General features: G+C 28.4%; 21 protein-coding genes and 2 other annotated features. Of the genes, 16 read left to right on the top strand and 5 right to left on the bottom strand.

Going from position 1 to position 21,635, the window contains the following annotated elements; translation table 11 throughout:
- Positions 1-46: 46 nt before the first annotated feature.
- Positions 47-2,146 (top strand): Tex family protein, encoded by a 2,100-nt coding sequence (locus JFY71_RS01720; RefSeq protein ID WP_243661328.1) that lies wholly within the window; start codon positions 47-49, stop codon positions 2,144-2,146.
- Positions 2,147-2,297: 151 nt separating this feature from the next.
- Here the strand turns inward: JFY71_RS01720 and JFY71_RS01715 are convergent, their stop codons facing one another.
- Positions 2,298-2,723 carry a Dps family protein gene (locus JFY71_RS01715; protein ID WP_243661327.1) on the bottom strand — a complete coding sequence of 142 codons (426 nt, stop codon included), beginning with the start codon at positions 2,721-2,723 and terminating at the stop codon, positions 2,298-2,300.
- 211 nt (positions 2,724-2,934) lie between these two features.
- On the opposite strand from JFY71_RS01715, the gene JFY71_RS01710 reads away from it, so the two are divergent.
- The 5 genes from JFY71_RS01710 (at position 2,935) to JFY71_RS01690 (ending at position 6,902) form a co-directional block, all read left to right on the top strand.
- Positions 2,935-3,621 (top strand): lysoplasmalogenase, encoded by a 687-nt coding sequence (locus JFY71_RS01710; RefSeq protein WP_243661326.1) that lies wholly within the window; start codon positions 2,935-2,937, stop codon positions 3,619-3,621.
- A 55-nt stretch (positions 3,622-3,676) separates the two neighbouring features.
- On the top strand, positions 3,677-4,036 hold the full coding sequence (locus JFY71_RS01705) for a DUF3796 domain-containing protein (RefSeq protein ID WP_243661325.1): 360 nt from the start codon (positions 3,677-3,679) through the stop codon (positions 4,034-4,036).
- A 1-nt stretch (position 4,037) separates the two neighbouring features.
- Positions 4,038-4,232 (top strand): helix-turn-helix transcriptional regulator, encoded by a 195-nt coding sequence (locus tag JFY71_RS01700; RefSeq protein WP_243661324.1) that lies wholly within the window; start codon positions 4,038-4,040, stop codon positions 4,230-4,232.
- Between the two features lie 258 nt (positions 4,233-4,490).
- A complete protein-coding gene (locus JFY71_RS01695) occupies positions 4,491-5,447 on the top strand; it encodes an NAD(P)-dependent oxidoreductase (protein WP_243661323.1) in 957 nt (318 codons plus the stop codon).
- A gap of 234 nt (positions 5,448-5,681) precedes the next feature.
- On the top strand, positions 5,682-6,902 hold the full coding sequence (locus JFY71_RS01690; RefSeq protein ID WP_243661322.1) for a glycosyltransferase family 2 protein: 1,221 nt from the start codon (positions 5,682-5,684) through the stop codon (positions 6,900-6,902).
- 24 nt (positions 6,903-6,926) lie between these two features.
- On the opposite strand, the gene JFY71_RS01685 is transcribed toward JFY71_RS01690, so the two are convergent.
- Positions 6,927-8,255 (bottom strand): MATE family efflux transporter, encoded by a 1,329-nt coding sequence (locus tag JFY71_RS01685; RefSeq protein ID WP_243661321.1) that lies wholly within the window; start codon positions 8,253-8,255, stop codon positions 6,927-6,929.
- A gap of 73 nt (positions 8,256-8,328) precedes the next feature.
- Here JFY71_RS01685 and JFY71_RS01680 point away from each other — a divergent pair, with 73 nt between their 5' ends.
- From JFY71_RS01680 to JFY71_RS01670, 3 genes are all read left to right on the top strand, one after another.
- Positions 8,329-9,075, top strand: coding sequence for a MerR family DNA-binding transcriptional regulator (locus JFY71_RS01680; RefSeq protein ID WP_243661320.1), 747 nt, complete (start codon positions 8,329-8,331; stop codon positions 9,073-9,075).
- A 92-nt stretch (positions 9,076-9,167) separates the two neighbouring features.
- On the top strand, positions 9,168-9,992 hold the full coding sequence (locus JFY71_RS01675) for a methyltransferase domain-containing protein (RefSeq protein ID WP_243661319.1): 825 nt from the start codon (positions 9,168-9,170) through the stop codon (positions 9,990-9,992).
- Between the two features lie 60 nt (positions 9,993-10,052).
- A complete protein-coding gene (locus tag JFY71_RS01670) occupies positions 10,053-10,619 on the top strand; it encodes a DJ-1/PfpI family protein (RefSeq protein WP_243661318.1) in 567 nt (188 codons plus the stop codon).
- Positions 10,620-10,728: 109 nt separating this feature from the next.
- On the opposite strand, the gene JFY71_RS01665 is transcribed toward JFY71_RS01670, so the two are convergent.
- Positions 10,729-11,880 carry an ATP-grasp domain-containing protein gene (locus tag JFY71_RS01665; protein ID WP_243661317.1) on the bottom strand — a complete coding sequence of 384 codons (1,152 nt, stop codon included), beginning with the start codon at positions 11,878-11,880 and terminating at the stop codon, positions 10,729-10,731.
- Between the two features lie 333 nt (positions 11,881-12,213).
- Positions 12,214-13,323, bottom strand: coding sequence for a D-glucuronyl C5-epimerase family protein (locus JFY71_RS01660; protein WP_243661316.1), 1,110 nt, complete (start codon positions 13,321-13,323; stop codon positions 12,214-12,216).
- 288 nt (positions 13,324-13,611) lie between these two features.
- Here JFY71_RS01660 and JFY71_RS01655 point away from each other — a divergent pair, with 288 nt between their 5' ends.
- From JFY71_RS01655 to JFY71_RS01630, 6 genes are all read left to right on the top strand, one after another.
- Complete coding sequence (locus JFY71_RS01655) at positions 13,612-14,031, top strand: helix-turn-helix domain-containing protein (RefSeq protein ID WP_243661315.1); 420 nt, start codon at positions 13,612-13,614, stop codon at positions 14,029-14,031.
- 9 nt (positions 14,032-14,040) lie between these two features.
- On the top strand, positions 14,041-14,358 hold the full coding sequence (locus JFY71_RS01650) for a hypothetical protein (RefSeq protein ID WP_243661314.1): 318 nt from the start codon (positions 14,041-14,043) through the stop codon (positions 14,356-14,358).
- A gap of 73 nt (positions 14,359-14,431) precedes the next feature.
- Positions 14,432-15,091, top strand: a complete 660-nt coding sequence (locus tag JFY71_RS01645; protein WP_243661313.1) for a Crp/Fnr family transcriptional regulator — start codon at positions 14,432-14,434, stop codon at positions 15,089-15,091.
- An 85-nt stretch (positions 15,092-15,176) separates the two neighbouring features.
- The gene (gene hcp, locus JFY71_RS01640; RefSeq protein ID WP_243661312.1) at positions 15,177-17,021 is read left to right on the top strand and encodes a hydroxylamine reductase; all 1,845 of its coding nucleotides are present in this window, start codon (positions 15,177-15,179) and stop codon (positions 17,019-17,021) included.
- Positions 17,014-17,598 (top strand): hypothetical protein, encoded by a 585-nt coding sequence (locus JFY71_RS01635; protein ID WP_243661311.1) that lies wholly within the window; start codon positions 17,014-17,016, stop codon positions 17,596-17,598. The genes hcp and JFY71_RS01635 overlap by 8 nt, the downstream gene beginning before the upstream one ends.
- 2 nt (positions 17,599-17,600) lie before the next feature.
- A complete protein-coding gene (locus JFY71_RS01630) occupies positions 17,601-18,143 on the top strand; it encodes a hemerythrin domain-containing protein (protein ID WP_243661310.1) in 543 nt (180 codons plus the stop codon).
- A gap of 71 nt (positions 18,144-18,214) precedes the next feature.
- Here JFY71_RS01630 and JFY71_RS01625 read toward each other — a convergent pair whose 3' ends face one another.
- On the bottom strand, positions 18,215-19,072 hold the full coding sequence (locus tag JFY71_RS01625) for a creatininase family protein (RefSeq protein WP_243661309.1): 858 nt from the start codon (positions 19,070-19,072) through the stop codon (positions 18,215-18,217).
- 225 nt (positions 19,073-19,297) lie between these two features.
- Positions 19,298-19,500, top strand: a binding site (T-box leader).
- A 334-nt stretch (positions 19,501-19,834) separates the two neighbouring features.
- Positions 19,835-20,038 (top strand) — a binding site (T-box leader).
- 50 nt (positions 20,039-20,088) lie between these two features.
- On the opposite strand from JFY71_RS01625, the gene JFY71_RS01620 reads away from it, so the two are divergent.
- Positions 20,089-21,618: a 2-isopropylmalate synthase gene (locus tag JFY71_RS01620; RefSeq protein WP_243661308.1), complete on the top strand. Its 1,530-nt coding sequence runs from the start codon at positions 20,089-20,091 to the stop codon at positions 21,616-21,618.
- The last annotated feature ends 17 nt before the right edge of the window (positions 21,619-21,635 follow it).

Genomic DNA, 21,635 nt, shown 5'->3' with positions numbered 1-21,635 from the left:
ATAAGATTATTTTAGTAGAGAATTAGTAAAAATATGAGGTGGACTTTTGAATATCAACTTAAAAATCGCAGAATTATTAAAAGTAAAAGAAAAACAAGTAGAAGATACAATTAAATTAATTGATGAAGGAAATACTATTCCCTTTATTTCAAGATACAGAAAAGAAGTAACAGGAAATTTATCGGACACAGAACTTCGTCAATTAGAAGAACATCTTACATATTTAAGGTCTTTAGAGCAAAGAAAAGAAGATGTAATCCGTTTAATAGATGAACAGGGAAAATTAACGGAAGAATTAAAAAAAGAAATTGTAAATGCTGAAAAAATACAGGAAGTAGAGGACCTTTACCTACCTTACAAGCAAAAGAAAAGAACAAGGGCTACTGTTGCAAAGGAAAAGGGATTAGAACCATTAGCTGATTTAATTATGTCATTAGAAGCAAAAAATAATGATATTGAAGAAATGGCTGAGTCTTTAGTAGATGAAGAAAAAGAAGTAGCTACATTAGAAGATGCATTAAAAGGTGCAATGGATATAATTGCAGAAAGAATATCCGAAACAAAGGAATTCAGAGATATTGTAAGAGATGAGGCCCATAAAAACGGTGGACTAATATCAACAAAAGCACCGGATAAAGAAGATTCTACATATGATATGTATTATGATTTTGCTGAAAGAATAAAACATTTAAAACCTCATAGAATACTAGCCATGTTTAGGGGAGAAAAAGAAGGTATTTTAAAATTAAAATACGATTTTAACGATGAAGAAAATATAGAAAATATTTTATTTAAACTTTGTATGAATGATGAGTATGTAGGTTATAAATATTTAGAGGAAGCATTAAGGGACGGCTATAAAAGGCTATTACTTCCATCAATAGAAACGGAAATAAAAAACGAATTAAAGGAAATGGCAGATAAGGAATCAATAGAGGTTTTTGCCGGTAATTTAAAACCCTATTTAATGCAGCCACCAATAAAGGATTCCGTAGTAATAGGACTTGACCCAGGCTATAGGACAGGTTGTAAAGTCGCAGTTATATCTGAACATGGTAAAGTCTTGGATTATTCTACAATATATCCTACAAAGCCTAGAGAGGACATTAAAGGATCCAAAAAAGTATTAACTGAATTTATTAATAAGTACAATGTAAATTTAATAGCAATTGGAAACGGAACTGCTTCTAGGGAAACAGAGAGCATGGTAGCTGAATTAATAGAGGAATTAGGGAAGAAAGACCTTTTTTATACAATAGTCAATGAGGCAGGAGCATCAATTTACTCTGCATCAAAACTTGGAGACGAGGAGTTTCCGGACCTAGATGTAACAATAAGGGGAGCTATTTCCATAGCAAGAAGAATACAGGACCCATTGGCAGAGCTTGTAAAAATTGACCCTCAACATATAGGCGTTGGCCAGTACCAACATGATGTTAACCAAAAGGAATTAAAGCAAACCTTAGGTAATGTAGTAGAGGACTGTGTAAACTCTGTAGGTGTAAATGTTAATACAGCATCACCTGCATTATTAAACTATGTGTCAGGTATAAGTAAATCTGTAGCTAAAAATATTGTAGCCTATAAAGAAGAAAATGGCCCGTTTAAAAATAGAGCAGAATTAAATAAAGTAAAAGGATTGGGACCAAAGGCCTTTGTCCAATGTGCAGGATTTTTAAGAATACCGGAATCTGAAAATATATTGGATAATACCGGAGTTCATCCTGAAAGTTATGAAATAGCAGAAAAATTATTGGGACAGGATTTGAAAAAAATTCAAATCAGTAGGGTTTCTAAGGAATTAGAAGTTGGAGTTCCAACCTTAGTTGACATAGTAAATGAATTAAAGAAACCTGGCCGTGACCCAAGGGATGAAATGCCAAAACCAATACTTCGTTCCGATGTACTATCTATAGACGACTTAGAAGAAGGGATGATTTTAAAGGGAACAGTAAGAAATGTTGTTGACTTTGGTGCCTTTGTAGATATAGGAATAAAAAATGATGGACTTGTTCATATATCTGAAATGTCTGAAAAATTTATAAAACACCCTAAGGATTTAGTAAAGGTTTCAGATATAGTAGAAGTGAAAATAATTGGAATAGATAAGGATAAGGGAAAAGTTGCCCTTAGTATGAAAATATAATTAAGTTTTACTTTATAAGAAATCTTCCATAAGGGAATATTTCTATTATTCGAATAAGAAAATATAAGCCTTTTAAAATAAGAAATTAATATTTAAATAAAAGCTGTTGCAAAGCTATTTTTCCTAGTTCTACAACAGCTTTTATTTTTAATTATTTCAACATAGCTGAAATCATCCAAATATTTTTGTCATATCCTGAAATATGATCTTCTAGTACACTTACTAAAACAAAATCGCCTTTTTCATCAGCTTCTTGTCTTATTTCTACAGCTAAATCTCTAAGAATATTAATATCTTTAAGAAGTATATTTAAAACTTCATCTTTTTTATAGTCCCTAGATTCTATTTCTTCAATAGTAGCATTTTCTAAATAATCCTTAACAGAAGCTAAAGGAAATTCCTTTCTCATTTTAATAAGTTCAGCAATTTCATCGAATTTTTCAAATAAATCATCATAAAATTCTTCTGTAAAATTATGGATATTAATAAAGCCATTTCCGGCTATATTCCAGTGTAAATTGTGAACCTTTGTTATTTCGATATTTAAATTTGATAAATAAACATTTAATTTTTTCATTTTGTCCTCCTAAATAAAATCTATTCAATTTCCTACAAAACATATATACCCAGATAAAATGTTCTAAACACAAATATGTAATCATTACAAATCAAGAGAAGTAAATATTAAATTATTGTAATAATTCTAATAGGATAGTTATTAGATATTTTATTATTTTTCCATTATGTTATACTTGGTGTAAATATCCTATTTGCTAAAGGAGTTAGGGATGAAATATTTTGTTTCTGTTTTTTCTATAATTTATATTATTACATTAATATATTTATTATGGGTTTCAAAAAAAAGAAAAGATATTTATTTGAAAGTAAAAACTTTAACAAGTTCTTTATTTATTTTTAATTGTTGTATGTCTTTTTATTTTGGTGGCGGAAATTTTAATATAGTATTTTTACTGCTTATTCTAGGTCTTGTTTTTTGCTTAATCGGTGATGTTTTTTTAGGATTTAATAAAAATAGGGTTTTAGTCAATGTGAAATTTTTCAAGGCGGGAGTTATAAGTTTTTCTCTAGCACATATTCTATTTTGTATTATTTTTTATTCTATTATAGGATTTTTTTGGTTTGATTTAATCCTTCCTGTTATTTTGGTTCTAATAGCTTTATTTTGCGAAAAAAGAAATTTAGTAAGGCTAAAGAAATTAAAAAAAATTGTAAATATATATGCAGTGATTATTGGTGTTATGGCTACAAAGGCCATAGAAGTGGCTATGTTGGGGAATTTAATTAAACCTCATGGAGTATTGCTTACAGTAGGGGCTGGATTGTTTCTATTTTCAGATATAGTCTTGTTTTTTGTCTACTTTGGAACAAAGAAAAAACATTGGTTAAGTTTAGTTAACTTATTTATGTATTATATGGGATGTTATTTTCTAGGACTTACAGCATATTATTTATAAAATATTGTTGACAAAAAATATTCTAGGTGATGTATTTATCATCTAGGAGGTAGTTATGAAAAAAATTGTAGAAAAATATATTAAATATATGTGGGTATTTGGTTTTTTTGGGTTAATTGGATTAATTCCTAAATATAATAGTAGTCCAAATTATTTTTTCTTTAGTTTTTTTGCCTTTTTCTCCATTCCACTTATAAGAAAGATAGATATGCAAAAGCCGGATGAAAGGTTAATAGAGAATATTTTAAAAGCAAAGAATATATTGCTGGGTTATTTGATTTTTGGATTATTTTTAGTATTGTTGCTATTAGATAGAAATATATCTAAAACTATACCATTGGTAGTTGGAATATTTATATGGGTGTCTATGTTTTTCCTATATCCTTTAATATTTTTCAAATTGGATAATGATTAATATGCTTATAACAAGATTAAAAGAGTATAGATTAGCTAAAAATATGTCCCAACAGGAATTAGCAGACTTGGTAAATGTTAGAAGGGAAACTATTTTAAGGCTTGAAGGAGGAAAGTATAATCCGTCATTAAAACTAGCAATGGATATTGCAAAAGTTCTAGATTGTAGGGTAGAAGATTTATTTGAATTTACATAATAAAAATGAATTAAAAAGTATGTCTAAAGGTTAGGGTAAAACTAATTTTTGGACCTACTTTTATTAGTTTGAATTCAAATTAATTATAATATATAATTTTCTATAAAATTCCCTATTATATGTGACTATGGCATTAGATGAAAATCATTTTTTTATTATATAATGAGATAAACAATGTACATATTTGTAAATTAGGGCTGGAGTTTACTATTACTTAGTAGTAAGGAATTAATCTTATTAAGTAAAAAGGAGAAGTGTATGAAAATAACAATTTTAGAACCGCTATCAGTTGAAGATAGTAAATTAAAACAAATGGCAAAATATATTACTAACGAGGGACATGAGTTAGAAATATATAATACTATTGCTAAAGATGATGAGGAAGCTAAGGAAAGAGTTAAGGACACAGACATTTTAATTATTGCGAATTCTCTTCTTTCCGGAGAGGTTATAAGAACTGCTAAAAATTTAAAAATGATATCTGTTGCCTTTACAGGTTATGACCATGTAGATTTGGAAGCTTGCAGGGAAAGAAATATTTTAGTTTCAAATGCTGCCGGATATAGTACTACATCTGTTGCTGAATTAGCCTATGGTTTAATTATAGGTTTATATCGTAATATTTTACCTATGGATAAGGCTACAAGGGATGGAAGGACCAAAGCAGGTTACAGATACAGGGATTTGTATAAAAAAACAATAGGTGTGGTGGGAACAGGAGCTATTGGAAAACATGTTGCAAATATCGCCTTGGCCTTTGGCTGTAAGGTTGTAGCTTATGATAAGGATGAAAATAATAGCTTGAAGTTTTCCGGTGTAAAATACCTAGACTTAGAAGAATTATTAAAAGTTTCCGATATTGTTACAGTGCATTTACCATTATTAGAAAGTACTAGAAAATTATTTGGTAGAAAAGAATTTGAATTGATGAAAGATGACGCTATATTTATTAATACTGCTAGAGGCCCAATTGTCGATAATGATGCATTGGCAGATGCATTAAATGAAAATATTATTGGAGGGGCAGGAATTGATGTTTTTGACATTGAACCTCCTTTAAAGGGAGAAGAGAAGTTATTAAAGGCTAAAAACACAATAGTAACCCCACACATTGCTTTCTTTACAGAAGAAGCAATGGTAAGAAGGGCTGAAATTACCTTTGACAATGTATATTCATGGATTAATAAAAAGCCTAAAAATATTGTAAGCAGTTAAAATTATATTTGATTTTTAATAAAAGACTATTAGATAGCCCTAATAGTTTTTTTATTTAATAGTTTTAGTAAAAGTAATTACTAAAATTGTAGTATATTAATATGTTTTATTTTTTATAGAATATATAGATAAATGAGATTAGTTGTGTTAAAATAATTATTTGGTTTATCTATATATTTATTAATATACTATTGTATATTTTAAATAAATTAAAAAAATAAGGAGTAATGTATATTGGAAACTTTATTAAACATATTAACAAATAGTTTTTTTGCCTATATACTCAATGGCACAATAGTTGTTATTTTATTATGTTTAGCTTTTCGTACAAACTATATAAAGAATTGGAGTAATAATAATTTACTATCTTCAATAGTTGAGAAAAATTCTTATAAGGAAGAACTACCAATAGTTGTCTTAATACCTAATAGAAATGAAAAACGTATTGGAGATACTTTGAAATCCGTTATAAAACAGACAAGAAAGCCTAAACATGTAGTAATCGTCTTTAATAATATGACAGATAATGGATTTTCTGAAAAAATAACTAAAAAAATGCTGGAAATAAGCGATTTAAATTATACTTTATTATTTATGGAGAATAATCCTAATTTAAAATCAGGAGCATTAAATTTTGGATATTCATGGATTAAAGAAAATCTTAGAGGAAAGGATTATAAATATATTTGTCAAATGGATTCAGATACAGAATTAGATGAAAAATTTTTAGAATATACCTATAGTGGATTGGAAAACAACCCTTCAGTAGCCGCTATAAGTTCTAGTTTTGTTGGAAATCCTAAACTTATAAAAAAATCAAATATACTTTATTGGATGCAACATTTTGAGTATATAAAATATCATAATTCTAGTGTAACTAAGGAAATCAATGTAATTTCCGGTACAGGAAATCTTTTAAGAATAAAAGCATTAGAGGAAGTCAGTAAAGAATTTAATGCTGTTTGGGATAATAGTTCACAGGTAGAGGATTATTCCTTGACCTTAAATTTAAAGAAGTTAGGTTGGAAAACTAGAAAATCCACAGAATGTGTAGTTTATACTGATTTAATGCCTACGGTTAAAGATCTTATAAATCAAAGGTTACGTTGGCAAAGAGGTACATTTGACGAACTCTTTAAAAGAGGTTTTACTAAGGCAACCTATGTAGATTATTTAAAGGAAATCAGATTTTTACTTATGACCTTTTTTGAATTAAGTATTTACTTGATTTTACTATATGGTTTTATTAACGGTTTAAGAAAATATAATCTTATTTTTATGATTTTTCCTCTAGTAATTATAAGTATATACAATTTGTATTATGCTAAAAGTTTACCTTTTAAAATTAGATTGTTGATTTTAGGGATTTTTCCACTGATTTGTTATAATGCTTTAAGGTTATTTTGGTGGTTTACATCTTTATTTACCTTTAAAAAAATAAAATGGAATGAATAAATAATAAAAAAGCAATATAAGTCATTAATGACTTAATATTGCTTTTTTTGCTTGTTTACTTTTTTCCTTTAACAGCAGGAAAAATCCGCTAATAACTAAAAGTAAATGAGTGGAAGGTATTGTAAACCATACTCCATTTAATCCGAAAATTCTAGGTAATACAAATATTAATAGAATAAAGGATATAACCGGTTCTCCATAAATTAAAATATATGAAAAGCCATTATTTTTAGTTGCATAGAAATATGAAGTTGTAATTCTTAAAAATGCTAGTAATAAAAAACTTAAGGCAAATATTGGTAATATTTGTACAGTTATTGGTAATGCTTTACTAGATGCACCAAAAATAACCGGTATTTGTTTCCTTAACAATACTATTGCTAAAACACATACTGCTGCAACAGTAGCTGAGAACTTATATGCTAGGTTTCTTACTTTTAATACATTTTTCTCTTCCTTATTTCCGTAGTAGTAACTCATTAATGGTTGAGAACCATCACCAATTCCTTGTAGTAATAATTGTATAAATGACATTACATAACTTACAATTGCATAGGCTGCAACAGCTTCGTCTCCACCGTAATTAAAGGCATATTTATTCATAATTAATATTACTATATATGGTGCCATTGCAGAGCCAAAAGGTGAAAGTCCTGTTTGAACAATATTTACTATATATTTTTTCAACAATCTGAAATGATATGGTAACATTAGTTTTACTTTTGCTATAACAAATAGCAAGCAAGGAATCATAGTAACAAATTGTCCAATAATAGTAGCTAAGGCAGCACCCTTCATTCCATAACCAAGTTTTACAATAAATAACCAGTCTAAAACAATATTTGTTATAAATCCTAGAATCATACTCACCATGGCTAGGAAAGCTTTGCCATAATTTCTAATAATTGGAGTTAGTCCATTTGCTAAAATTTGGAAAGTAGCTCCTAAAATTATTACTCTTATATATTCAACAGCGTATATATAAGTGGTGTCTTTTGCTCCAAATATTCTTAAAAGAGGAGCTGAAAAAATAAAAAGAACAGTTGTTAAAGTAAAACAAGCTATTAATAATAAAACTATGGTGTTACCTAGGAATTTATGTTCTTCTTCACTTTCTCTTCTTCCCCTTGCAATGGAAATCCCAACAGCACCACCAATTCCTAAACCTGTTCCAATTCCTTGAATAAGAACGGTTAAGGGATAAGCAAAATTAACGGCAGCAAGTCCAAAATCACCAATACTTCTGCCTATAAATAAACCATCTACTACTGAATAAAGACCAGAAAAGGCAAATGCTAGCATAGATGGGAGTACGTATTTAAAAAAGTTTTTCTTCAATATGTTTTTCTTCAATATATCTCACCTCCTATGATACAATAAGGATTATACACCTTAAAGTTGCTTTAAGGTCAACAGGAGGGAAAAAATGAAAAAGATGGATAGCATTGGCAAGGTTGCCCAAAATTTAGATATTTCTTCTTCTGCTTTAAGATACTGGGATAAGGAAGGACTTATTCACTTTAGAAGAAATCCGGAAAATAACTATAGAGAAGCAACTTTTCAAACTATAATGAATATTTGTGACATAATTTTTTATAGGGAATTATCTATTCCTGTAAAAAAAATTAAAGAATATGAAAATTATAATGTAGAAGAATTAGAACAAAGCCTAGAAGAAGGAAAAAATAAAATTTTAAAAGAAATTAAGGATTTAGAAGAAATAGTTAATAAAATTGATAATAGAAAGAAAATGCTTAATAGACTTAGAGCTTTAGAAAAAAGTAAATTTGAAATTGAAAAAAATCTATTTAAGCCAATATATTATTTTGATTTTGAAAATAAGGAATATGCACAAATATATTTATCCAATCCTTATCGTATAGTAATATTATTAGATGAAAAAAAAGACTATGAATTAACCTATGGAATTTTAAGTTTGGAAGAAGAAAACAAAGTTCCATTAAGAAAAAGGGATTCAGAAGAAAAATTGTTTTTAAAAGGCTTGTTAAAGGTAAATTCTAATAGGACAAAGGAAAATAATAAAAATGAGTTTTTTGAAAAAGCCGAAGAATTAGGATACAAATATGGTGATATTATTGGTAATTATTTAACATCTGCTACAGAAGAAGTTAGATATGACTATTATGAGGGATGGTTAGAAATTTTTAAGTAAAATCAACTTAAAGTTGAATATTAAAAAAATATATAAATATAGTTGCTAGTATACTTTCTTATTTTACAATAGGATAAAAGAGAGGTGAGAATATGAATTTACATGAGAATATTAAAAAATATAGGGAGATAAAAGGACTTACTCAACAGGAGTTATCAACTATTTTGAATATATCACCACAGGCAATTTCAAAATGGGAATTGGGAAAAGCAGAACCGGACGCTAATATGCTACAAAAACTAGCTTCGGTTTTTGAAGTTGATATTAATCAAATAGTAGGTTATGTATATAATATTGGAGAAAAGACCATATATAATGAAGAATATGATAAGGCTGAATATTATTGGGGAAAAGAACATTCACAAATAAGTCTAGATGTTTTAAAATACAAACCTCCAATTAAAAAATACAAGGTCTTGGATATTGGTTGTGGAGAAGGGCAAAATTCTGTATTTTTGGCTCAATGTGGATATAAGGTAACAGCCTTTGATATATCGGATAAGGCAATTAATAAGGCTAAAAACTTAGCTAAAGAAAATAAGGTTGAAGTAGATTTGTTTATTGCAGATATAAACGCTTTTAAGCTTGCATCTAAATTCGATATTATAATATCATCAGGAGCACTTCAATATATGCTGCTAGATATGCGTAATAAAATAATGGATAACTTACTGGAATATACAAATCCTAATGGAATACATGTTCACAATGCTTTTATAAAAAAACCCTTTATAGATGATCCTCCGGAAAAGGAACCGATATTTAATTATTTTAAATCAGGGGAACTATTTACCTACTACGATGATTGGGAGATTTTAGAGTGTAGTGAATATATATTTTCCTGTAATTCATCAGGTATCCCCCATAAACATTGTATGAATAAAGTAATAGGTAGGAAAAGAGATTTTAGAAAATAGATATATAAAAACATTAATTATTAAAGGAATACAGTTTAAAATAAAAAGAGGCGAGGTTATATGAAAAAGAAGAAAACTGCAGTAGTACTATTTCCTTATTTTTGTAATTTTGAAATTGCAGTACTTCTATCTAAATTACAGATGGAAAACAAACCTGTAGTTTATATAGGAGCTAGTCAGGAAATATATCGTTGTGAAGAGGGTATACAAACTATTGTTGATAAAACCTATGATGAATGTGATTTTAATGAATTTGATTCACTAGTTATTACCGGGTCATATGCAAAAGGGCAATATATACTTTTTAAAGATGAAAAACTTCATAAAATTATAAGGGAATTTAATGAAGACAAAAAATTAATAGCTGCTATATCATCGGGACCTATGACATTATGTAAAGCGGGAATAATGAAAAATAGAAAATTTATAGCAGGAGTTGAAAAGAAATGGTACTTAGAAGATGAGAACATAAAATTAAAAGAGGAAGATATGGAGGGTCTCATTGGTTACAAGGATGTTGAAAAAATGATTAAAGAACCGGATTTTATGCTGGATGAAAATATTTTAACAGCTCTTGGATATAAGTATGTAGAATGGGCTAATGAATTTATAAGAATAATAAAATAGATTAAAACCTTTCTTAAGATTATTTTTTACTAAGAAAGGTTTTTTGTTGTGTAATTTTTGAAAATTTAAAGGATATTAGATTTAAATTTTTTATAAGCTTACATTAAAGCTAAGCTTTTTTCAAATATTCATTAAAATCCCTTCTTATAATTTCTTTCATTGTATTTTTATCATCTTTATTAATCTTTGAGAAAATAAATCCAAAAATGGGATTATTGTAGAAATCTATTTTGCGTAGAGTTAATATTGTTCCTAAATCTTTTGAGGCTTTTTCATAATCAAAAATATCTTTAGGATTGACCTTTCCACTTTTATCCATAACTATAATTGTATAGTAGCTGTTATCTTTATCTTTTAAAACCTCATTCCAATTTGGTGTTTTCTTGTTTAAATAATAGTCAAAAGTATGAAAACCAAAAGCATAGTATGAAATATCGGTACAAGACCATCCTGCAAATCGCAGAGGATTAAATTCTATAGGAGTTATTTTACCTTCATTTATTCTTATTTCAGCATGGAAGGGAAAATTTTTTATATTTAAATAACCGTTAATTTTATTTAACCAATTTGTAAAGTCAGTTAAATATTTTTCCATAATACTTTTACCGGTAAAATAAAGTCTATCGCTTACATCGGAAATTCCATCAAAATCATGTTTTAAAATATTGAGAATAACAGTTTTTCCATTTTCATCAAAATAAGCATCAATAGCAAATTCTTCACCATAAATATACTGTTCTAAAATAAACTCTGTATTTACTACGCTTTTAGGATAAGTTTTTTCCCATTCTTTTGATTTTTCCATAATATCTTTTATTGCATTATTCCAATCTTTTGAGTTTGATATTAAGTAGACCCCTACACTGAAAAAACCGACTTTAGGTTTAAGTATAAATGGATATTTCAAATTATTGGTATTGATTTGTGACAGTTTATTTAAATCGGCTTCTTTATAGAAAAAATTTGGATATTCATCTTCAATGGTTTTTCTAAATAAGAATTTGTTTTTCATAAGCTCTATATATTTGTTAAGATTTTTATCATTAATATTTTTTATAACCCAATCAAGAGAATTTTCTGAACATGTATAAAATCTATTATTCTTGGAAAGAATATCTAAAAATTCATTTTTATTAACTAGATTAATTTTTTGGTTTTTAAAAATATTTACAGATGTATTATTTTCTAAGACAGGTAACTGAGATTGAACTAAGTACTCTTTCAATTCTTCAGATATGTATGGAGGATCTAATATAAACATAACTTTCCTTTCAAAATAAAATTTAAATAATAGTATCATTAAAATCTGAAATAAGCAAATTACAAATGCGGGAGTGCCTTGGAAAAAATGGGTGAATTTCTTTATGCCCTTATTTATAATATGGACATTAGAATCGGCTGTTTTTGTATTTATTGCTCAAATGATTAAATACGGTCCATTTTAGGAAGAACAATAAATATAGAAAAATGAGTATTCTTTTAAAGAACTAGAAAAAACCTATCTTACTAAGATTTAGTAAGATAGGTTTTTTGTCTAGTTTTAATAAGTCAAAAAGTTGCAAATATAAGTATATTAGCTTTTAAAATACAAATTTTAGACTAAGTCCTCCACATAATAAGTCCATAAACGTTGATAATCATGGAATATTTTTTCTCCTGTTACAGAATACAAATTAGATAATTGTATAATGTGTATACTATGATAAGAAGCTATTACATGTCCATCTTTTCCGTATACAATATGTCCTAAATCATATGTTGACATACCATCTATATCATATAAGGGTAAAATTAGTTTTAAAGATTCAACGCCTTCTTCAAAATAATAGGCAGGCAAACCACCTATTTTTAATTCCGGATAATCCTCGTTTAATGTAGCCCAATCATATAGACCAAATATACTAAATATAAAACCATTTAGAGTATAACTGTCCGGTGTAGATACATATTCTTCAAAAAATATATGATCTTTATATTTAGGATCTATATCCTCTAAAGTTGTTAATGTTCCACCTTCATCCTTGTGTTTTATCATAAAATTAAATACTTTATTACCATTTTCTATATATTTTTTATCCTTAGTTAAATGATATGCTCTTGTATATACACTTAAAGCATGTCCTTGAGCCATGGATGATACCCAATCCTTTGGATATGTTTCACCACTATTATAGTTATACCATTCAAAAGGATAACGAAAGGCACCTTCTTTATCTTGTAATGTTATTAGGAATTCTGCACATTTAAGAAAGTAGTCTTTCAAATCTTCATCTTCTGTTTTTAAATAATCTGCATACATAGATAGAGTAAAGTGACAAAAAGATACGGGGTTGTAAAAGTATCCATCTTCATAAAGTATCATTGGAAATCCGTCTTCATCCATTTTTACATTTTTATTATTTTCATATGCCTTAATATCTCTCATATACATGTAGTTACTATAACTATCATATGGTCCCATACCTACTGTAATACCTCTATGTCCTAAATCAACATATTCTTTTAAAGCTTCCGGTACTCTATTTTTCACTTCTTCTTTTAAAAATGGTTTAGGATATATATTAGATAATTTCTTATCTTCTTTAGTATTCTGTTCTACTTGGTTATCTGTATAAGATGAGGTCTTAAATAGAATAAAATACATAAAACCAACTGCTATTAAACTACATATTATTATTAATTGCTTAAGCGTTTTTTTATTCAATATTATCCTCCCTGAATTATGATTTCTTAATTAATCTAAAATAATATTTGTTATTTTAATAATTATTATATTATATCTTGTATAGTATAATCTATATCCTATAACCCGTAAACTTTCTATAGTGTATCTTTTATAAATTATATTATTTTGCAAGAAGCTAAAAAAGTTTTTTCTTGTGTAATTTTCAACATGTCAAAAAAATTTTACATAAAAAAAGCAAAAATTCTAAATTTTTTTGATAGACTTATATTAAATTTATGACCATAATTAAGTTAAAGGAAGTGGAATATGGAAATAGGAATAAAATTAAAAAGAGCAAGGGAAAATGCAAATTTTACTCAAGAGGATATTGCCTATAGATTAAATGTTACTAGACAGACAATTTCAAATTGGGAAAATGAAAAGTCCTATCCGGACATTGTAGCGGTAATTAAATTAAGCGATATTTATAATATTAGTTTAGATGACTTATTAAAGGATGATTATAATATGGTAAAACATTTAGAAGAAAGTACGAATATTGTAAAAAGTAATAAAAAGCTTATTGGAATTATTTTATTAAACATAGTTTTTATTATTTTACTAATAGGTTTTTTAATATTATTTAATAGTTTAGTAAGGGATAATAAGATAATTTTATTTTTTATATTTGTATTGCTTATGGCTAATTCATTATTAATATTTTATCAAATAATAAAAAGATTATAGGAGGTTGTTATGAATATTTTTATTATAATCAGTTTACTCATATGTTTTATATCAGCAATTGGTATAGCATATAATTTAAACAAAATTGTATACATAGACGCAAAAAATAGGGGTATTAAAAGAGCAAAGCTATGGAGTTTTATTGCCATAGGCGGACAAAGCAGCGAGGGACTTATCTTATACTTAATTAACAGGAGAAAATACCCTTCTAATATTGATATTAAAGATAAGGAAAAGATAGATTTTCATAAAAGAAGATTGTATATATTTTTAGCTACAATATTTATTGGTTTTGTTCTTTTAATTGCTACAGTTATATTTTTTTAATAGGTTTTTTAGGGTAATTTTATTGTAAATTACTCTTTTTTTAATATAAAATATAGTAGGAAGAGGTGAAAATATGCCTAATAAAAGTGATTTGTTTAAAAATCTTACAGATTATGAAATTGAGAAATTTCTTTCTGAAAATAATGCGGAAAAAATATTATTAAATAAAAGAGAGGAAGTTTTTCTACAAGGAAATGAAGCGAAATATTTATTTATACTGGAAAAAGGTTCGGTTATTGTGGAAAACACAAGTTTAAGTGGTAAAAGGACCATTGTAAATAAATTTACAGAAGAGGGAACTGTTTTTGGCGAAGTCTATTTATATCTAGAAAATAATATTTATGATTACAGTTGTTATTCTAATGAAAAGTCCACAATAATAAAAATTCCTAAAAGGGCCTTGCTATTTGATGAAAATAGTGATGCCTTGAAAATAAGAATTATAAATAATATGCTTTTAATTCTGTCCCAAAAAGCCTTTTATTTAAATCAAAAATTGTTAATTGCTGGTAGTTTTTCAATTAGAGAAAAATTAGCTAAGTTTTTTATTCAAGAGTCAAATGAAAACGGCAAAGTAGAATTATATTTTACAAGAGAGGAATTAGCTGATTTTTTAGGTGCAACTAGACCATCAATCTCAAGGGAATTAATGAATATGCATAATGATGGTTTAATTGAACTAAATAAAAACAGTATAAAAATAAATAGGGAGCAATTGGAAAAATTTTTGTAATGTAACAATCGTTACTGATAATATTTACTATCTTATATATCCTAATATTGTAAAACAATAACCGATATTAATAAGGAGGATATTTATGGATAATAAAATGTTTTGTTTCCAATGTCAGGAAACAGCTGGAAATAAAGGATGTACTAAAGTTGGAGTCTGTGGAAAAAACTCAGATGTTGCCAATAAACAGGATTTGTTAATTTGGTTAACAAAGGGTATTTCAGAAATAGCTACAAGATTAAGGGAAGAGGACTTTGACATTCCCAAGGAAATAAATCAATTGGTTACTTATAATCTTTTTGTTACTATTACAAATGCAAATTTTGATGAAGAAGCTATAGATAAAAGAATTTTTAAGACTTTAGATGAGAAGAATAAATTATTAAATAATTTAAAAAACAAGGAAAATTTATCAAAGGCAGCTCTTTATAATGATAGGGATTTAAATAGCTTAAATGAAATAAGTGGAAAAGTTGGTGTTTTATCAACGGAAGATGAAGATATACGATCTTTAAGGGAGTTAATTGTATATGGTGTTAAGGGATTAAGTGCCTATACAAAACATGCAGAAGTATTATTAGCCAATAATGAAGAAATAAATGCATTTATCCAAAGAGCTTTATCTTTAACGCTGGATAATTCTTTAACTGTAGAGGATTTAGTAAACTTAACTTTGGAAACAGGTAAATTTGGAGTTGAAGCAATGGCCTTGTTGGATAAAGCCAATACTTCAACTTATGGAAATCCGGAAATTACCAAGGTGAACATAGGAGTAAGAAATAATCCGGGAATTTTAATTTCAGGTCACGATTTAAGGGATATGGAAATGCTACTGGAACAAACTGAAGGTACAGGTGTAGATGTCTATACCCATTCTGAAATGTTACCTGCAAATTATTACCCTGCGTTTAAAAAGTATTCTCATTTTGTTGGAAATTATGGAAATGCATGGTGGAAACAAAAAGAGGAATTTGAATTATTTAACGGACCTATTTTAATGACTACAAATTGTATTGTTCCACCAAAGGACAGCTATAAAGATAGGGTTTATACAACAGGAGCAGCAGGTTTTCCAGGTTGTAAACACATACCCGGCGATATAGGTGAAGAAAAAGATTTTACAGAGTTAATTGAACATGCTAAAAAATGTAAGGCTCCTACAGAAATAGAAAAAGGTGAAATTATTGGTGGATTTGCTCATAATCAAGTATTTGAACTTGCCGATAAAGTTGTAGAAGCTGTTAAGTCCGGAGCAATTAAAAAATTTGTAGTAATGGCAGGATGCGATGGTAGACAAAGAGGAAGAAGTTATTATACTGAATTTGCCAAAGCCCTACCAAAAGATAGTGTAATTTTAACTGCCGGTTGTGCAAAGTATAGATATAATAAATTGAACTTAGGCGATATTGGTGGAATTCCAAGAGTACTAGATGCAGGACAATGTAACGATTCCTATTCATTAGTTGCTATTGCATTAAAATTAAAAGAAATATTTGAACTAGATGATATTAATGAATTACCAATAATATATAATATTGCCTGGTATGAACAAAAAGCCGTAATAGTTCTTTTAGCCTTATTATATTTAGGGGTTAAGAATATACATTTAGGACCTACTCTACCTGGATTTTTATCTAAAAATGTAGCTAAGGTACTAGTTGAAAACTTTGGCATTGCAGGTATTACAACTGTAGAGGAAGATATGGATATTTTCTTTAAAGACAAGGGTTCAAATACAGTTAATAAAAACATGTTAATAGGTGAACTTGTTAGTTTATATCCACAAGCTATTCCTGTTTTAATGGGTATTGGAATGCATTGTTTAGGATGTCCTGCTTCTCAATCAGAAAGTTTAGAGGAAGCTGCTATGGTACATGGTATAGACATAGATATTTTAATGAAAAGAATAAATGAGGCAGTTAATGAGTAGCTTTTTAGGTTTTATTCATTATGAAATGTTTAGAAAAATTCAATTTCAAAACTTCATTGTAGATAAAATTTTAAATATAGCAAAACTTCATGGCTATAATTATATTGTTGACAATACTAATGAATTAGGAGTATTAGAAGAGGGAAATCTTGAAGATATTATTGATATAAAGAATATTCATGGATGGTTGCAAGAAAGAGTAGGATTAGTTGAAAGGAAATTTGCTCTTGTTACAAGTCAATTAATTAGTGAGAATCCGTTATTAACTGAAGAAATAAGGTTTCTTATGTATAAACTAGGGAAAGAAGAAAAAGATTATAGAAACCCAAAAGAAGCTTATGAGCTAATAAACTCTAAATTTTTAGATGGTATGCCCTGCGATAAAGCAATAGGAATCATAGAAGAAAAGGAAAACTTAATTTCATATAAAGTTGTTACAGATATGCATTTAAATTTTTGGAATAAAAATGAAAAATTATATTGGGATTTGAGAAATGAATATATAAACGGGGTATTAAGTAATAGCGACTACAAATTATGTGAGTTGTCAAAAGACTATTATGAAATTAGGGGTTAATTATGTTTACAGTTGATTATTTAAAGAAGGAACATGAAGAATTATCGGTTTTTGTAACCAGATTAGAAGATGAATGTATTTCCATATTAAATGGGGAAGAAGTTAATGATGAATTCTTTAGAGCAGCTATTGAATTTATTAGGAAATATGCTGACGAAACACATCATAAAAAAGAAGAGGATATTCTTTTCAAATATATGATGGACAACCTTGGAGCACCGGCAGAAAAGTTAATTAGGACCGGCATGTTAACAGAACATCAAATGGCAAGGTACTATGTTCTAGAATTGGAAAAGTATTTAAATAACTATAAATTAGAAAAAAATGATAGAGATAAGATTCAAATAATAGGTAATACTATGACCTATGTAAACTTGTTAAGAAGTCATATAGATAAAGAAAATAATGCAGTTTATCCTTTTGGAGAAAATAATTTGTCCGGTGAAATAAAAATGAAAATAGATGAAGAAATGGGACAAAGAATTGAAAGAGAAGAAATGGATTTAGATAGAAAATCTCAATTGTTGGAAATTATATATAGATAAAAATAAAACCTCTTTAGATAAATAGAAAATCTAAAGAGGTTTTGCTTTTATGTAGTTAAATAAATTGATTTTTAATAAAAAGGTCTTTTTTCTAAATATTCTTCATGAATTTTAACTTCCAAACTAGCTATGCTATTTACTAATTCAACAATTGGATTAATAGTAGCCGCTATAACCCTTTCACCTATTTCTTTTGAATGACCAACAGGAATTCCCATAGGACCATTTCCGTCTGCAGGCCAGTAAGCTCTAGCAGTGTCATTATATTCGTATGATTGAACATTAATTCCAATTGGTGCAAGAGGAACATAATCTTTCAATTCCTTTGGGAATTCTCCCATATAGGATTCTTCAACAAACTCCTCTCTTACTTTAGCTCCAAATACTTCAGATACAGAAGTTTCTATCAGACAAGCATGTCCCCAAACAGGAGGTTGTCCTTGTTCTTCTAATATTTTTAAAACTTCCTCTTGAGGTATTTCAAAAAAATTAGCCATTGCTGTAAAAGCTCCAGATTTTTTTGTTACTCTACGCATTGCTTCTTGAATAAAAGGTGGATTTGGATGATGACCATTAATAAATATTATTTTTTTAAAACCCATTCTTACTAAAGAAAAAGCAACTTGCTCATATACATCAGTTAACGTTTCAGGTTTTAAAGAAAATACTCCAGGATAATCTCTAAAATATGGTATATCGGAATATCCAAAAGGAATTGTTGGAGCAACAACGGGTTTTGCAGTTTCATATGTGGCTTCTGCAACTCTTTGTGCTATACCGGTGCAGATTATATTGTCAACATTAATAGGTAAATGTTTACCATGTTGTTCAGTTTGGCCTGCCGGTATTATTGCAATATCTGTTTTAGTTAACCTATCCTTAATTTCTGGCCAACTCATATCTTTTAAGAAAATGTTTTCATCTTGCATAATATCCCTCCTTAGTATTTATATGTACAACAGGACTAATCCTATTATAAATATTATACAATATAGTATAAGTTTAATAAAATAATTATTAGCGTTTTATTATTGAATTTAAATATTGTTTTATAAGTAAGATAGGTAATGTGTGTATTTTAAATTATATTAAGAAATTTATTGAAAAGGCTTTACTTTTTTATTTTAACGTGATAATATATATTCAATATTTTTTTAAAAGCGTTATGGAAAAGCGTAAAATTGAAAGACTGTAGAGACTAGGTGGTTGGTGAAAACCTAGGTTGGAAAATTTTACTTCTAGTTTCCTAGTTTCATTTCCGAGTTTAGTAAGAAATGACGAGTAGTTTCGTTAAAGACTTTTGAGTGGCATAGTTTTATGCAAATTAGGTGGTAACACGGTTAACAGCGTCCTATTATATAGGGATGCTGTTTTTTTTATTATGACCTAACCCAATGAGCGAAGCGAATTGCAGGTAGGTCAGATCCAGCGCTTCCCAAATCTATGATTTGGTGATAAAGTCGGGCTATGACCTAACCCAATGAGCGAAGCAAATTGTTAGTAGGTCAGCAGACTGTTGAACCCAAGTGAAACTTGGTCAACAGATTGCATGAGACCTGTTGCAAAATCAAAGATTTTGACTAGGGCTTCAAGCTCCAGCGTAATTAAAATCTCTAATATGCAGGTAGTTAAGAGACAATAATAGTTAAAAAAATTTATAACGCTAAGTTACCATAAGAACAAAAAATTTAATATATACGTTATGAAAAAGCATATTCTACAAAAATTTATAGAGAGTTATCATTTGGTGGAAGATAATAATTGGGAGAGAGTATTACTAATTTTCTAGTATTTCTTTTGAATCAAGTAGGAAGAAAGGTTAGTCGCCTTAAGATTTTAAGTGGTCTATTTATTATAGACAAACAGTGTGGTACCGCGAATATTTCGTCCCTGTATTTTACAGGGATTATTTTTTTATATAAATAAGTATTAGTAGGAGGAAAAAATGATAAAGATATTTGATACAACTTTAAGAGATGGAGAACAGTCACCTGGTTGTAGTATGAATTTAAATGAAAAATTGCAAATGGCTAGGCAATTGGAAAGATTAAATGTTGATATTATAGAAGCCGGTTTTGCTATTTCTTCAAAGGGAGATTTTGAGTCAGTAAAAAGAATTGCTCAAACTGTAGAAAAACCAATAGTAGCTTCTTTAGCAAGAGCCTTAGAAAAGGATATTGATGCTGCGTGGAGAGCGGTCAAGGATGCTAATAATCCAAGAATTCATACCTTCTTGGCAACTTCGCCTATTCATTTGGAATATAAATTGAAAATGACAGAAGAACAAGCTATTGAAAGGGCTGTTCAGGCTGTAAGACATGCTAAAAAATACTGTCATGATGTTGAATTTTCAGCAGAAGATGCAACTAGAACATCAGTGGAGTTTTTGGCTAAAATATTTGAAGCTGTTATTGATGCCGGAGCTACAGTAATTAACATTCCGGACACAGTAGGTTACGCAGATCCATTTGAGTATTATGAATTTATAAAGGCCATAAAAGAAAACACAAGAGGAATGGAAAAGGTAGATATTTCAGTTCATTGCCATAACGACCTAGGTCTTGCAGTTGCAAATTCATTAGCAGCTATTAAGGCAGGAGCAACTCAAGTTGAATGTACTGTTAATGGTATAGGAGAACGAGCAGGTAATGCAGCTATGGAAGAAGTTGTTATGAACTTAAAAGTAAGACAGGATGTTTACAAGGTTGACACCAATATTGTAACTACTGAAATAATGCGTTCTTCTAATTTACTACAAAATATTACAGGAGCTAAGGTGCAGGCTAATAAAGCAATTGTAGGTGTAAATGCCTTTGCCCATGAGTCAGGAATACATCAACATGGAGTATTAGCTAATAAAGAAACCTATGAAATAATGACTCCGGAATCAATAGGACTTTCTAAAAACAACATGGTTTTAGGTAAACATTCAGGTAAACATGCTTTGAAAGACAGATTAGAGGATTTAGGATACAGGGTTTCAGATGAGGAATTAAATAATATATTTGACAGGTTTAAAACCTTAGCCGATGAAAAGAAAACTGTTTATGACCAAGACTTAGAAGCCTTAATACTTAGAGATATGTCCAATATGATTTCAAAATATGAATTAGTAGATTATTCTACAGCTACTAGTGAAGGTAAGGAATCTAAAACAATTATAAAAATTAAACAAGATGATGAGGAAATAGAAATTGTCGGTTCAGGAAAAGGACCTATAGACGCAGCTTTTGACGCTTTAGGAAAAATATTTGGCTCGGAAATAAAATTAGAGGATTTTTCAATATACTCAGTAACAAAAGGAAAAGATGCTTTAGGGGAAACTTCATTAAAGCTTTCTAAGGGAGATAGAGTTTTTACCGGTAAAGGTATTTCAAATGATATTATTAAATCCAGTATTTTAGCATATGTAAATGCAATGAATCATGTTGAATACTTTACGGAAAGAATAAACGCGCAGGGAGAAGGAATTTAAATAAGGAGGATTTTAAT

It is taken from the genome of Miniphocaeibacter halophilus, from assembly GCF_016458825.1.
GTDB classification, from domain to species: Bacteria; Bacillota; Clostridia; order Tissierellales; family Peptoniphilaceae; genus Miniphocaeibacter; species Miniphocaeibacter halophilus.
The sequence above is the reverse complement of the archived record's forward strand: the minus strand, read 5'-3'. Positions and strand labels throughout refer to the sequence as shown.

Coding starts and splice junctions, on each gene's coding strand:
- JFY71_RS01680 (WP_243661320.1), top strand. CDS start 8,329: ATGAAAAAGATGGATAGCATTGGCAAGGTTGCCCAAAATTTAGATATT.
- JFY71_RS01675 (WP_243661319.1), top strand. CDS start 9,168: ATGAATTTACATGAGAATATTAAAAAATATAGGGAGATAAAAGGACTT.
- JFY71_RS01665 (WP_243661317.1), bottom strand. CDS start 11,880: ATGTTTATATTAGATCCTCCATACATATCTGAAGAATTGAAAGAGTAC.
- JFY71_RS01705 (WP_243661325.1), top strand. CDS start 3,677: ATGAAAAAAATTGTAGAAAAATATATTAAATATATGTGGGTATTTGGT.
- JFY71_RS01625 (WP_243661309.1), bottom strand. CDS start 19,072: ATGCAAGATGAAAACATTTTCTTAAAAGATATGAGTTGGCCAGAAATT.
- JFY71_RS01645 (WP_243661313.1), top strand. CDS start 14,432: ATGCCTAATAAAAGTGATTTGTTTAAAAATCTTACAGATTATGAAATT.
- JFY71_RS01710 (WP_243661326.1), top strand. CDS start 2,935: ATGAAATATTTTGTTTCTGTTTTTTCTATAATTTATATTATTACATTA.
- JFY71_RS01635 (WP_243661311.1), top strand. CDS start 17,014: ATGAGTAGCTTTTTAGGTTTTATTCATTATGAAATGTTTAGAAAAATT.
- JFY71_RS01655 (WP_243661315.1), top strand. CDS start 13,612: ATGGAAATAGGAATAAAATTAAAAAGAGCAAGGGAAAATGCAAATTTT.
- JFY71_RS01715 (WP_243661327.1), bottom strand. CDS start 2,723: ATGAAAAAATTAAATGTTTATTTATCAAATTTAAATATCGAAATAACA.
- JFY71_RS01620 (WP_243661308.1), top strand. CDS start 20,089: ATGATAAAGATATTTGATACAACTTTAAGAGATGGAGAACAGTCACCT.
- JFY71_RS01630 (WP_243661310.1), top strand. CDS start 17,601: ATGTTTACAGTTGATTATTTAAAGAAGGAACATGAAGAATTATCGGTT.
- JFY71_RS01650 (WP_243661314.1), top strand. CDS start 14,041: ATGAATATTTTTATTATAATCAGTTTACTCATATGTTTTATATCAGCA.
- JFY71_RS01700 (WP_243661324.1), top strand. CDS start 4,038: ATGCTTATAACAAGATTAAAAGAGTATAGATTAGCTAAAAATATGTCC.
- JFY71_RS01695 (WP_243661323.1), top strand. CDS start 4,491: ATGAAAATAACAATTTTAGAACCGCTATCAGTTGAAGATAGTAAATTA.
- hcp (WP_243661312.1), top strand. CDS start 15,177: ATGGATAATAAAATGTTTTGTTTCCAATGTCAGGAAACAGCTGGAAAT.
- JFY71_RS01670 (WP_243661318.1), top strand. CDS start 10,053: ATGAAAAAGAAGAAAACTGCAGTAGTACTATTTCCTTATTTTTGTAAT.